Source organism: Frankia sp. CgKIO3 (assembly GCF_977946435.1).
Genome location: NZ_CDWTMO010000064.1, coordinates 7,350 through 20,463 on the forward strand (window position 1 = coordinate 7,350; position 13,114 = coordinate 20,463).

A 13,114-nucleotide genomic window follows, 5' to 3' on the forward strand; every position below is an offset into this window, starting at 1 on the left:
GGCGGGGACGTGGTCGGTGCGTGGCGCCCGCGTCGCGGGACCTGGCTGCGTGCCGGCCCGGCAGGCCGCGGCCGCGAAGGCCGCGGCGACCAGGCCGGTCGTGGTGAGCCGTCCGACGAGGAACGCCGCCAGGTCGGCCAGGTTTGCCAGACTCCCGTCCGTCACCGCGGCTTCGACACCGCCCGAGTGGGCGTGACCTCCCGTGGGCATCCGGCCGTCCGCGAGGACCAGCAGCGTCGCCCGCCGTCCGGATCGCCCGGTCGGACCAGCCTCGTCCCCGGTCCCGCCGTCCCGTGCGATATCGCCCTCACCTGCGATATCGCTGTCACACGAGGCTCCGCCGTCATGACCGGGTGTCGTGTGGTCGAAGTCCATCCGTCGTTCGGACGACAAGTCCGTCATGCTGCCCACCCTGGTGTGGAAGAGTTCGCCACCGGCGGTCGATGCCGGATCACGCGAGCGCCGAATCATGCGAGCAAGGCCGGCGATGGCATCCCGTTCGGCGGGAGCCCTTCGGCGGACCCCGAAAGAGGTGGGAGATGCCTGGATCATGGTCTGGATCACGGTCGAGACGCGGACGCCTACGCGCCCGCGTGACCGGTGTGACGCTGGTGGCGGTCGCACTGTCTCCCGTTCTGACCTCCTGCGGCCAGGACCGGCCGCCCAAGCCTCGCTGCCAGGCCGGCTACTACGCCGAATGGGACAACGACGACCACGAGTGGGAGTGCGAACGCTCCGGATCCCACAGCAGGAGCGATCATAAGGACAGCCGCCGTCAGAACAGGAAGTAGCGTTGGGCCATCGGGAGTTCGCTCACCGGATCCGCCTCGATCGCCTCACCGTCCACCGTGACGGTGAACGTGTCCGGGTCCACCCGGATGTCCGGTGTCGCGGTGTTCTCGGGAAGATCCGCCTTGCCGCGGCGGCGCACATCCGCGACCGGCACCACCGGGGTGGCGAACCCCAGCCGTCCAGGCAGCCCGTCCTCGATCGCCGCCGGGGCGACGAAGGCCAACGACGACGCGGCGGCCGGACCACGGGCGGCTCCCCACATCGGTCGGGGCAGCACCGGCTGCGGGGTCGGGATGGAGGCGTTCGCATCGCCCATCGCGGCCCAGGCGATGAACCCGCCCTTGAGGACCAGTGACGGCCGCACCCCGAAGAACGCTGGATCATACAGCACCAGGTCGGCGAGCTTGCCGGGCTCCACCGAGCCGATCTCTGCGTCCAGGCCGTGCGCCACCGCCGGGCAGATCGTGTACTTGGCGATGTAGCGCCAGGCCCGGGCGTTGTCGGCCCGATCGTCGCCGGCCAGGGACCCGCGCCGGAGCTTCATCACATGCGCGGTCTGCCAGGTACGCAGGACGACCTCGCCGATCCGGCCCATCGCCTGCGAGTCCGAACCGATCATCGAGATCGCGCCCAGGTCGTGCAGGATGTCCTCGGCGGCGATCGTCGACGGCCGGATCCGGCTCTCGGCGAAGGCCAGGTCCTCGGGCACGCTGGGGTTGAGATGGTGACAGACCATCAGCATGTCGAGGTGCTCGTCGAGGGTGTTGACGGTGTGCGGGCGGGTCGGATTCGTCGATGACGGCAGCACGTTGCCGGCGGCCGCGACCGTGATGATGTCCGGGGCGTGCCCGCCGCCGGCCCCCTCGGTGTGGTAAGCATGGATCGCCCGGCCGGCGATGGCGGCCAGCGTGTCCTCGACGAAGCCGGCCTCGTTCAGGGTGTCGGAGTGCAGCGCAACCTGGACGCCGGCGGCGTCGGCGACCCGCAGACAGGCGTCGATCGCGGCCGGCGTCGTCCCCCAGTCCTCGTGCAGCTTGAAGCCGGCCGCCCCGGCGCGCAGCTGTTCCCACATCGACTCGTCGCTGACCGTGTTGCCCTTGCCGAGCAGGACGACGTTGACCGGCCAGTCGTCCAGCGCGGACAGCATCCGCGTCAGGTTCCAGGATCCGGGCGTCACCGTCGTCGCCTTCGTGCCCTCGGCCGGGCCGGTGCCGCCGCCGATCAGCGTGGTGATGCCGGCGCCCAGCGCCTCCGGAACCTGCTGTGGGCAGATCAGATGGACGTGGCAGTCCACCGCGCCGGCGGTGAGGATCTTTCCGTTACCGGCGATGATCTCGGTGCCGGGCCCGATCACCAGGTCGGGATGGACGCCGTCCATCGTGTCCGGGTTGCCGGCCTTACCCAGCGCGACGATCCGGCCGTCGCGGATCCCGACGTCGGCCTTGACCACACCCCAGTGGTCGAGAACGACGGCACCGGTGATGACGAGGTCGGGCGCACCCTCGGCGCGGGTCGCCAGGGACTGTCCCATCGACTCACGGATGACCTTGCCACCCCCGAAGACGGCCTCGTCGCCGGTCCCGGTGCCCGCCGGCCCGCGGCTGCGGTCCTCTGTCACCTCGATGAACAGGTCGGTGTCCGCGAGCCGGATACGGTCGCCGGCCGTGGGGCCGTACAGCGCCGCGTAGCGGGGGCGGTCGAGTCGGCTCACGAACCCTCTCCCTGAAAGCCCGATATGTCCTCGATCGTCGCGGTGTCCGCAATCCGGGTGCCGCTCGCGGCGTCCAACGGGCCGGCCGATTCCGGCCGCAGGCCCGGCACGACCCGGGTGCCGGCCAGCGGCACCAGCTCGATCTCGCGTTCCACGCCGGGCTCGAAGCGGACCGCGGTGCCGGCGGGCACCGCGAGCCGGTGGCCCCAGGCACTCGCCCGGTCGAAGTCGAGAGCGGGGTTCGCCGCGGCGAAGTGGTAGTGCGAGCCGACCTGCACCGGCCGGTCGCCCGTGTTACGGACCAGCACCGTGCGTACCGGGCGTCCGGCGTTGATCTCGACGGGATCGTCGCCGGTCAGGATCTCCCCGGGGATCACGGGATCGGCCGGTGGACGGTGACCAGCTTGGTGCCGTCCGGGAAGGTGGCTTCGACCTGCACCTCGCCGAGCATTTCCGGCACGCCCTCCATGACGTCATCCCGGGTGAGCACGGTTCGCCCGGCGCTCATCAGGTCCGCGACGCTGCGACCGTCCCGCGCGCCCTCCAGCAGGAACGAGGTGATGATTGCGGTCGCTTCGGGATGGTTCAGCCGCAGCCCACGGGCTCGCCGTTCACGGGCGAGCCCGGCCGCCACATGGATCAGCAGTCGTTCCTGTTCATGGGGGCTCAGCAGCACGAATGCGAAGCCTAGCAGGCCGGGGAATGCCGTCGGCCCGGTTCGGTTCGGCGCGGTCCACGACATGCCGGTGACGCTCCGGCCCCGATGCTCGTCGGGCATATCGGGGTGCAATGTGACGGTCAGGTGAACGGCGACACTCCCGAAACCCAAGAAAAGTTTCGTCCAGGTTTCCGTCCCGACATTGCCGGGGACGCCGCGGGAGTGTGGTTTCGTCAACAGCAAGAATGGAGTTACTGGTAATTCACCCGGGCGCGATGGGACCGATACGCCTCCTTTCTAAGGATTCGGAATGAAATAACTTGTTCACTTCGGAGTCCTCACGAGCCCGTGACCTGCGAAGACGCATATTGGCTTGAATTAATTACTTCATTACGAATTCTAACGTCCGGGGAACCGCTCGGGCCGGTCGGACCGACCGGCAGGTGGGGGTGCGCCCGGGATGAGGCTGACAGGGGTTCGGTTGCTCGCACTGGTCTTCGGGCGGGGCCGTGCCGCGGTCGGCATGATCGCCGGGATCGCCGTGTTCTTCCCGTCTCTGGTCAACATGGTGTTCCACCTGCGTTACCGGCCGGCTCCGGCGCATGGCGGATAATGACACGTGGCAAACAACAATCACGCCATCGCCGCCCTCCCGGCGGGCGGTGCTGGTCCGCCGGCTCCGGGGGCACCCGGCTTGTTCTGGAGTAAAGGAAGTAATGGGGGTGATTTCGCCGTTGGTCATACGTGATCCCCTTCCGGGCGTGCCGCCATCGGGTGCAGCCTCGGTGCTGACCGGCAGACGAGAGGCCGCCATGAACGCCGAACGCTCCAGTCGGGGACTCCGGCTGATGACGGTGTCCGGACGGGCGCCCCAGCCGACCGTCTCCTCTGCCACGCCCCACCGATCGGCGACCCCGGCCCGCACGGCGGCGTCGAACACGACCTCCTCCACCACCGCTCCCGAGGCCGACCCGCGTGATCCGGCGGCGGCTACTGGTCCGACCGGGCAGGTACCCGTGGTCGGCGCGGACCTGCTGCATCCGTCCGAGGCACAGCTCGCTCGACTGCGTCGGGTGGCCGCGGGTGAGGAGGAGGCCGACCTCGTCGTACGCGGTGGGCTTGTCGTCGCCGTCCACAGCGGTGCCGTGGCCGCGCGGGACATCCTGATCGTGGGGTGCTACATCGCCGCAGTCACGAAGCCGGGAACGTTGGCGGGTCGGCGCTCGCTCAACGCCGCCGGCAGATTCGTCCTGCCGGCCTATGTCGACGCCGGCCTGCGCGTCGAGGAGACGCTGCTCACTCCGGGAGAACTGGCTCGCCTGATCGTCCCGCGGGGAACCGCCACCCTGGTGACCGACCCGGCCGTCCTGGTCGCGCTGGGCGGTCTGCGCGGTGTGGATCTGGTGACGGGATCCTCGACCCCGTTGCGGGTGCTGGTCCGAGCGGGGCAGGTTCCCGGGAGGCAGGTTCCCGGGACCGGGGCGCCCGCCGCCCCGGTCGTCGAGGTGCCTCCGATACCGCCCGCCTCCGCGCTGACCGCGCTGTCCTCGGTAGGGGCGGCGCCCATCAAGTCGTCCGCCACGGAGGCCGGCGGTCTGCTGCGGGCGGCCGACAGCGGGGCCGAGCCGGTCCGGGGCAGGGCCAGATCGGTCGCGGAGCTCGCCACGATCGGGCATCTCGATCACGACGTGCGACTTGCGGTCGGTCGGGGGATGGGCCAGATCGACGCCATCCGGCGGTTCTCCCTGCTCCCCGCCCGCAGGCACGATCTGGAACCCACCCTGGGGTCGATCGCGCCCACCCGCTTCGCCGATCTCCAGGTCGTCTCCTCCCTGGCCGGAACCGCGCCGCCCGACGTGGTGGTGGCGGGTGGCCGGATCGCCGCGGAATGCGGCCGACTCCTGTTCGACAACCTCGACATCTCGCCCGCCTGGGCCACCGGCCGGACACGACTCCCGGCGAACCTGCATGCCGGCTCCTTCACATCACCCGGCCTGCGACGGTCCCACCGGCAAGATGCCAGTGTGGTCGTGGTGAGCGTCGATCCCCCTCGCGACCCGGGGACGGCGCCGCCCGTCGGTGGACCAGCGCGGGCGTTGCGGATGACCGGGACGGGCCAGGTCTCCGACCTCTCCCGCCCGCGTGGGCTCCGTACCGTGCGGGTGGAACCCGCCCTGCGGGACGGCTGGGCGGTGGCCGATCCGTCCCGGGACCTTCTCAAGATCGCAATTTTCGGTCGGGACGGCTCCTCGGACGAGATCGACGTCGGGATGCTCCGCGGGTGCGGGCTGACCCGGGGCGCGCTCGCGGTCACGACGGCGGAGCCGCCGGGGCATCTGATCGTCGTCGGGGCACGGGACGACGACATGGTGACCGCCGCCCGGGCCCTCGAGGGCATGGGCGGGGGCTATGTGGTGGTCGACCAGGGCTGGGTGCGGGCGGCGTGCGCGCTGCCCCTGCTCGGGGTGATGAGTGACGCGCCTTGGGAGGCGGTGCTGGGAGAGCTGGCCGCGGTGGACACGGCCGCAGCCGATTTCGGCTGCCGGCTGCCGTTCCCGCTGCGCACGCTGGCCGGATGGGGCTGCGCCCTCTACACCCGGCCCTGACATGTCCACCTCAAACCTGTCGCCTCCCTCTCCGCAGTTCGCGCCAGCATCGGTAAGGTAACGCTGAGTGATGGTTGGGGTGTCGGCCTGGGTCGGTGCGGGTGGAAGCTGGCGATAACGCAGGTGAGATAGCGCAGGTGAGGTGATGAACGCCGCCGCCAAGCAAGATCAGAACTACGTCACTGAGCGTCCGTCTCGATGAACATCCACGTAACCTTCCGCCGTTATGGTCGGTTCTCATGCAGCGTTCGTCCGCCTGCCTGTCCGACCCTCGGGCCGCCGGCCGGCTTCCCGCGTCGTCCCCTCCCGTGCTTCCTTCCACTGGTCGGACCACTGGTCGGATCGGGCGGGGGAGGCCGCTGTGACGACTAGCGGTGCGACGGCCGTCATGTTCCGTCCACGCACGGTAGGGGAGGCAGTGGAGATGCTGGCCACCGCCCGTGACTCCGGCAGGGCGGTCGATCTGCTGGGCGGCGGTACCGATCTCGTCCCCGCTCTCCGGTCCGGCGAGCGTCGGCCGGGAGCGGTGGTCGCCCTGCGCCGGGTTCTGGAACTGCGGGTCCGCGGCGCCGGGGCGGATTCGCTCACCGTCGGTGCGGGCGTGACTTACACCGATCTCGCGGGCTGGTCACTGTCGCCTGGCCTCGCCCTCGCCGCCCGAGTGATCGGTTCCGCGCAGGTCCGCAACCTCGGCACGGTCGGTAGCGCGCTGGGCTCGGCACGTCCCACCGGCGACCTGCTCACCTTCCTCACCGCCGCGGACGCCGAGATCCTCGTGGCCTCGCCGCGCGGACCCGGCCGGATGACGCTGCCCGCGTTCCTCGCCGACGGGCTCGCCCCCGACGCCCTGGTCACCGCGGTAAGGCTGCCGCGGCCGGCCGGACCGCAGAGCTATCTCAAGATCGGGGGCAGGCAGGCCGCCTACCAGGCTTTGGTGTCGTGCGCCGTCCTCGTCGACCGGATGCGCCATCGACTGGCCTGCGCGATCGGGGGGGTGGGTCGGCTGCCGATCCGGATAACCGTCGCCGAGCGGTTCGCACACGACGAGGTGGACTGGTCCGCAGGGGCTGCGTCCTCGTCGGCGGCCCGCCGGTTCGGTGAGCTGGTGAGCGAAGCGGTCTGGCGGGCCGGGCCGGAGCTCGCGGCGGGTCCGCGGGTCTCCGCCGACTACCGCCGGCATGCTGCCGGCGTGCTGGCCGCCCGGGCGTTCACCCGATGCCTGGATGCCGCGGGGGCGCCGGTGGACCCTGGAGCCGGGCAGGACGCCCGGCCATGACCGCCCGTTTCGCGGGGGAGGTCCCGGCCGGACCGCCGGCCGGGTCGTCCTGGCCGGACGACGGTGTCGTCGCGCCGTATCACCTCCATGTCGACGGCTTCCTGCACACGGTGGCCGGCGCCTGGATCGGGGACTCCCTGCTCACCGTCCTGCGGGACGTCATCGGGGTGACCTCGGTGAAGGACGCGTGCGAGCAGGGGCGCTGCGGTGCCTGCTCCGTTCTCCTGGACGGCCGGTTGGTGGCGTCCTGCACGGTGCTCGCCGCGGACGCCGACGACGCCCAGGTGATCACCGTTACCGGTCTGAGGACGGCGGGACCCGCCAGGGCCGTGCGGGCGGCGTTCCTCGAGGAGGGCGCCGTGCAGGGCGGCTTCTGCACCCCAGGGTTCGTGGTCGCGGTGACGGACCTGCTCACCCGGCGGCCGGATGCGGACGAGGAGGAGATCAGGGAATCGTTGGCCGGCAACATCTGCCGGTGCACCGGTTACGGCCGGATACTCGCTGCCATCAGAACAGTGCAGGCTGAGCGGGGCACCCTGCCTTCGGGGGATACACCTGCTCCGCCCCGCCGGGGGGTGGGCCGATGAGTCCGGGGATCGGTCGTTCGGTGCGTCGTCCGGACGGGCCGGACAAGGTGACCGGTAGCTTCTCCTACGTTGGTGATCTGCGTGTTCCGGGGATGGTGCATGCCCGCACCCTGCGATCGCCCCATGCCCGGGCGCGGATCCGGCGCGTCGGCGTCGGCGTCGGCGTCGCGCGCCGGCTGCCCGGCGTCGTGGGGGTGGTGACCGCCGCCGATGTCCCCGGCACGGCCACCTACGGGCTGATCGTCGCCGACCAGCCGGTGTTCGCCGCGACCGAGGTCCGGTACGCGGGGGAACCGGTCGCCGCCGTGGCTGCGGTCGACGTCCGGACCGCGCGCCGGGCGCTCGCCGCGATCGAGGTGGACTACGAGCCGCTGGCACCTTCGACCGACCCCGACCGGGTATGGCAGCCGGATGCCGAGCCGCTGCATCCGGCGGGCAACCTGTACCGCGAGATCGAGCTGCGCCACGGCGATCCCGACGCGCTCGGCCCGGTGGTGGTCGAGGACCACTACCTCGTCGGGATGCAGGACCAGGCGTTTCTCGCTCCCGAGGCGGCCCTGGCGATGTCGGCCGCCGATGGTGGAGTGGACATGCGGGTGGCGACCCAGTGGCTGCATTCGGACCGGGAGCAGATCGCGGCCTGCCTCGGTCTCCCGGAGGAGCTCGTCCGGCTCGCCCTGGCCGGTGTGGGGGGTGCCTTCGGCGGCCGGGAGGACGTCACCCTTCAGATCCACGGCGCCCTGCTCGCCCGGGCTACGGGGCTTCCGGTGCGGATCGCCTACGACCGGGTCGAGTCCTTCCTGGGCCATCCGCACCGGCATCCGGCCCGGATGTGGTTCCAGCACAGCGCCACCGCCGACGGGAACCTGGTCAGCGTGCGGGCGCGGCTGGTGCTGGACGGCGGTGCCTACGCGTCGTCCTCGCCGGCGGTGCTGGCGAACGCGGTCACCCATGCCGCGGGTCCGTACCGGGTCCCGAACGCCCACCTGCACGGAGTCGTCGTGCGGACCAACAACCCCCCGTGCGGCGCCATGCGGGGGTTCGGGGTGCCGCAGGTGACCATCGGTCACGAGGCCCAGATGGATCGGCTGGCCGACGCCCTCGGCATGGATCCGGTGGGCCTGCGCGTCCGCAATGCCGTCCGACCGGGGGATGTGCTGCCCACCGGTCAGGTGATGGGCGCACCGCTGCCGGCGCGGGAGGTCATCGAGGCGGTGGCCTCGCGTCCGCTCCCGCCGGCGATGCCGGCGAATGTCGCGGTGACCGCGTTGCCCGGCGGCCGACCGACCGCGGCCGAACCGGGCCGGGTCCGTCGGGGGGTCGGCTACGCCCTGGCCTACAAGAACCTGCTCTTCTCGGAGGGCATGGACGACTCCTCCGTCGCCCGTGCCCGCCTGGAGCTGGCTGAGGACGGAACGGTGCGGGCCCGGCTGCACAGCGCGTGTGCCGAGATGGGTCAGGGATTCGTGACGATCGCGGGGCAGATCGCCCGCACCGAGCTCGGCGTCGAACAGGTTGTGCTGGCGCCTGCGGACACCGCGGTCGGCAGCGCCGGATCGACCAGCGCGTCCCGGCAGACCTGGATGAGCGGAGGCGCCGTGCGCGGAGCCTGCGCCGCGGTCGCCGATCGCCTGCTCGCCCGGGTCGCCCGGGTCGCGGGACTGCCCGCGGAGGTCGTCGAGGCACCTCGACGGACGCTGACCATCAACGCCGGGGAGATCGTCGGTGTGGAGGCCGGGCTGCGGGTCCCGCTCGCCGAGGCGCTGGCCGACGGGCCGATTGAAGCGGAGTACACCTTCCACCACCGGCGTACCTCCGCGCTGGACGCCGACGGACAGGGCGATCCGCACGTGGCCTTCGCCGCCGCGGCGCACCGCGCGGTCGTCGATGTCGATGTGGACCTCGGTCTCGTGCGGGTTGTGTCGATGGCGCTGGCCCAGGACTGCGGTACGGTGCTCAACCCCCCTGGCGCTGCGTGGTCAGGTCGAGGGGGGCACTGCCCAGGGGCTGGGCCTCGCCGTCATGGAGGAGCTGGTCACGGTGGACGGGATGGTGGTCAACCCCACGTTTCACGACTATCTGCTGCCGACCATCGCCGACGTCCCGGACCTCGACTTCGTCGCCGTCACCCATCCGCAGCCGGATGCGCCCTACGGGGTGAAGGGCGTGGGGGAGGCGCCTACCTGTACCGCGACCCCGGCGATCATCGCGGCGATCCGGGCCGCCGTCGGACGGGACCTGCGGCGCGTTCCGGTGCGACCCGAGGACCTCGTCGCCATCCCTCCGACGACCGGGCCCCCGACGACGCCGGGACAAGGTGTTCCGGCGGCATGAACGAGCCCACCGCGGACGTCCTGCCGGAGCGGCCACAGGTGCTACGGTCACGGCGGGTCGTGCTGCCCGGGGGCGAGCGCCCGGCAGCCGTGCACGTCGCGGGCGGCTGGATCACCGCGATCACCGCCGCGGACGAGACCCCTCCCGGGACCTTGGTCACGGACCTCGGCGACCTGGCTCTGCTTCCCGGCGTGGTCGACTCCCATGTGCACATCAACGAACCGGGGCGGACCGAGTGGGAGGGGTTCGCGACCGCGACCCGGGCCGCCGCGGCCGGTGGTGTCACCGCGATCATCGACATGCCGCTGAACTCTGTTCCGCCGACGACCTCGCTCGCCGCGCTGGCCGCCAAACGCGCGGTGGCGGCCGGCCAGGTTGCCGTTGACGTCGGCTTCTGGGGCGGCATCATCGGCGCCGACGCCCGCAACCTCGATGATCTGGCCGCCCTGCACGGCGCCGGAGTCTTCGGATTCAAGGCCTTCCTGGCCCCGTCGGAGGTCGAGGAGTTCCCGCACGTCTCGATGGACGTCCTCGGGGCCGCCGCCCGGCGTACCGCCCGGATGGGGGCCCTCACCGTCGTGCACGCCGAGGCGCCCTCCGTTCTCGCCGTGGCACCTCCCACCGTGGGGCGGGCCTTCGCCAGCTGGTTGGCGTCGCGCCCGCCGGCCGCGGAGACCGAGGCCGTGGCCGCGCTGGCGGCGCTGTCCGCCGCCACCGGTGCCCGCCTGCACGTGCTGCATCTGGCGGCGGCCGATGCCCTCGACGACGTGCTCACGGCGCGGGACGCGGGGTTGCCGATGACCGTGGAGACGTGCCCGCACTACCTGACCTTCACGGCCGAGGAGGTCCCCGACGGAGCCACCGTCTTCAAGTGCGCACCTCCCATCCGGGACAGCAGGAATCTGGACCGGTTGTGGGACGGGGTGTCCCAGGGCCTGTTCGCCGGGATCGTCACTGATCATTCGCCGTCCACTCCCGCGTTGAAGCAGCTCGACACCGGTGATTTCGCGGCGGCGTAGGGTGGCATCGCGTCTGTCCAGATCGGGCTACCCGCGGTCTGGACTCAGGCCCGGGCGCGGGGGCACACCCTCACCGACGTCGTCGGTTGGATGTGCGCCGGACCGGCCGACCTGGTAGGACTGGCTGGCAAGGGGCGCATCGCGATCGGCGCCGACGCCGATCTGGTGGTCTTTGACCCGGATGCGTCGTTCCTGATGGAGCCCTCGATGCTGCGGCACCGCCACCCGCTCACCCCCTATGCCGGACGCGTGTTGAACGGGGTGGTGCGGGCAACCTATCTGCGGGGGTGGCGAGCGGACGGGGATCGTCCCCCGCGGGGGCGGCTATTAGAGAGGTAGGCATTACCCGGCCGGGCCACGGGACCGTCCGGCGTACCGGAGCCCTCCCCACGGATGTGATCCGATGCACCCACCGACGCGGACCATGCCCGAGGGAGCAGGCCCGAAGTACGCTTTGCGCCCCGCTAACACATCGTCCCGTCCTGACCTGATCCGGTCCGCACGGTGGTGACGGGCCGTGCGGCCATCCGACGACACGCGAACGGCCCGGTTTCGTACGGCCGGTTGACCCCATGGAAGGATCCGATGAGCGACGCGCCCGACCTGACGAATCTTGTCAATCTCGCGGCGGCCCGTTTCGGCGGTACGGTCGTGGCCGTCAACGACGAGTTCTTCGCGTTCGCCGAACGGATGCTGCTGCCCGAACCGCCGATCGTGCGGCCGGGCGTGTTCACCGAACGGGGCCAGTGGACCAACGGTTGGGAGACCCGTCGGCGGCGGGATCTGCCCGGATCCGACTGGGCCATCATCCGGCTGGGCTCACCCGGCATCGCCCACGCGGTGACCGTGGACACCACCCACTTCACCGGCAACGCTCCCGGGGCCGTCGAGGTGCACGGCGCCACCCTGCCCGGGTATCCCTCCGCGGCGGAGGTCGCCGAGGAGTCCGTGGCCTGGGTCCCGCTGGTGCCGCGGACGCCGATCGCGCCGGACGCGGTCAACGTGTTGCCGGTGGCTGATCAGGGCCGGACCCGCATCACCCATCTGCGCCTGACCATCCACCCGGATGGCGGAGTCGCCCGGCTGCGCGTGCATGGCACGGTGGTGCCGGATCCCCGGATGTTCGACCGGGTCACCTCCGATCTCGCCGCCGCCTACCTGGGCGGCGTCGTGGTGGCCGCCAGCGACATGCACTACGGTGACCGCCACAACCTGAACGCCTCGGGTGAGGCCCGGGCGATGGGGGAGGGCTGGGAGACCCGGCGGCGCCGTGGGGACGGCCACGACTGGGCGGTGGTCCGGCTCGCGACGCAGGGCACGATCGTGCGGGCCGAGGTCGACACCCGGCACTTCCGCGGCAACGCGCCTCGGGCGGTGGCCCTCTGGGCGGCGGACAACCCCGACCTTCTTGATCCCGACAACGTCACCGCGATCACCGAGTGGTACCCGATGCTGCCGCGGACCCGGGTGCAGCCGAACACCCGTCACCTTTTCGACCTCGAGGTCCCGATTCAGGCCACCCACGTGCGGGTCGACGCGATACCCGACGGCGGGCTGGCGAGGCTGCGGCTCACCGGCGCTCCGACGCCCGTCGGGCGGGAGACGCTCGCGATGCGCTGGTTCGACGCGTTGTCCCCGGACGCGGCTCCCGAGGAGCTGCTGGCCTGCTGCGAGTCCGAGGACTGGGCCGCGGCCGTGGCGGCCCGTCGGCCCTTCGGGACCCTCGCGGCCCTGCTGTCGGCCGCCGAGCAGGAATGGTGGAACCTGCCCGAATCGGCCTGGCTGGAGGCGTTCACCGCGCATCCCCGGATCGGGGAGCGCCCGGCCCACACGCCCGCCCCGCCCACCACGGCGAGAGCGACCGTGGTGTCCCTCGACGCCCCCCGACGGGAGCAGGCGGCGATGGACCGGGCAACGGCGGAGGTCAGGGCGGCCTTCGAGCAGGGGAACGCGGCCTACGAGGAGCGCTTCGGCTACATCTTCCTGGTCCGAGCGGCGGGTCGCGACGCGGAGGAGATGCTCGCTCTGCTACGGGCACGGCTGGACAACGATCCCGCGGACGAGCTGCGCATCGCGGCCGGTCAGCAGGCCGAGATCACGGCCCTGCGCATCCGGCGCCTGATCACCGGTG

General features: G+C 71.7%; 8 protein-coding genes and 3 pseudogenes. 7 read left to right on the forward strand and 4 right to left on the reverse strand.

The window, feature by feature from the left end:
- The 4 genes and pseudogenes from AC08OJ_RS09645 to AC08OJ_RS09660 form a co-directional block, all read right to left on the reverse strand.
- Positions 1–402 (reverse strand): annotated as a pseudogene (locus AC08OJ_RS09645) (hypothetical protein); the annotation flags it as partial.
- A 373-nt stretch (positions 403–775) separates the two neighbouring features.
- Positions 776–2,503, reverse strand: a complete 1,728-nt coding sequence (locus AC08OJ_RS09650) for an urease subunit alpha (RefSeq protein ID WP_476595547.1) — start codon at positions 2,501–2,503, stop codon at positions 776–778.
- Positions 2,500–2,880, reverse strand: a complete 381-nt coding sequence (locus AC08OJ_RS09655) for an urease subunit beta (RefSeq protein ID WP_476593364.1) — start codon at positions 2,878–2,880, stop codon at positions 2,500–2,502. Before AC08OJ_RS09655 ends, AC08OJ_RS09650 begins: the two co-directional genes overlap by 4 nt.
- The gene (locus AC08OJ_RS09660) at positions 2,877–3,179 is read right to left on the reverse strand and encodes an urease subunit gamma (protein ID WP_476593365.1); all 303 of its coding nucleotides are present in this window, start codon (positions 3,177–3,179) and stop codon (positions 2,877–2,879) included. The genes AC08OJ_RS09655 and AC08OJ_RS09660 overlap by 4 nt, the downstream gene beginning before the upstream one ends.
- A 442-nt stretch (positions 3,180–3,621) precedes the next feature.
- Between AC08OJ_RS09660 and AC08OJ_RS09665 the strand changes: the two genes are divergently transcribed.
- From AC08OJ_RS09665 to AC08OJ_RS09695, 7 genes and pseudogenes are all read left to right on the forward strand, one after another.
- Positions 3,622–3,774, forward strand: coding sequence for a hypothetical protein (locus AC08OJ_RS09665; RefSeq protein ID WP_476593366.1), 153 nt, complete (start codon positions 3,622–3,624; stop codon positions 3,772–3,774).
- 199 nt (positions 3,775–3,973) lie between these two features.
- Entirely contained in the window at positions 3,974–5,767 is a 1,794-nt protein-coding gene (locus tag AC08OJ_RS09670) for an adenine deaminase C-terminal domain-containing protein (RefSeq protein ID WP_476595548.1), read from the forward strand.
- A gap of 388 nt (positions 5,768–6,155) precedes the next feature.
- Positions 6,156–7,043: an FAD binding domain-containing protein gene (locus AC08OJ_RS09675; protein WP_476595551.1), complete on the forward strand. Its 888-nt coding sequence runs from the start codon at positions 6,156–6,158 to the stop codon at positions 7,041–7,043.
- Positions 7,040–7,630: a (2Fe-2S)-binding protein gene (locus AC08OJ_RS09680; protein WP_476595549.1), complete on the forward strand. Its 591-nt coding sequence runs from the start codon at positions 7,040–7,042 to the stop codon at positions 7,628–7,630. The genes AC08OJ_RS09675 and AC08OJ_RS09680 overlap by 4 nt, the downstream gene beginning before the upstream one ends.
- Positions 7,627–9,964 (forward strand): annotated as a pseudogene (gene pucD, locus AC08OJ_RS09685) (xanthine dehydrogenase subunit D). Before AC08OJ_RS09680 ends, pucD begins: the two are co-directional and overlap by 4 nt.
- Positions 9,961–11,322, forward strand: a pseudogene (gene allB / locus AC08OJ_RS09690) (allantoinase AllB). The pseudogenes pucD and allB overlap by 4 nt, the downstream one beginning before the upstream one ends.
- 246 nt (positions 11,323–11,568) lie before the next feature.
- Positions 11,569–13,114, forward strand: a 1,546-nt coding sequence (locus AC08OJ_RS09695; protein ID WP_476595550.1) for an allantoicase, incomplete at its 3' end; no start/stop codon positions are given.

Excerpts from the sequence above, each read along its gene's own strand:
- AC08OJ_RS09665 (WP_476593366.1), top strand. The coding sequence starts at position 3,622 with ATGAGGCTGACAGGGGTTCGGTTGCTCGCACTGGTCTTCGGGCGGGGC.
- AC08OJ_RS09670 (WP_476595548.1), top strand. The coding sequence starts at position 3,974 with ATGAACGCCGAACGCTCCAGTCGGGGACTCCGGCTGATGACGGTGTCC.
- AC08OJ_RS09675 (WP_476595551.1), top strand. The coding sequence starts at position 6,156 with ATGTTCCGTCCACGCACGGTAGGGGAGGCAGTGGAGATGCTGGCCACC.
- AC08OJ_RS09680 (WP_476595549.1), top strand. The coding sequence starts at position 7,040 with ATGACCGCCCGTTTCGCGGGGGAGGTCCCGGCCGGACCGCCGGCCGGG.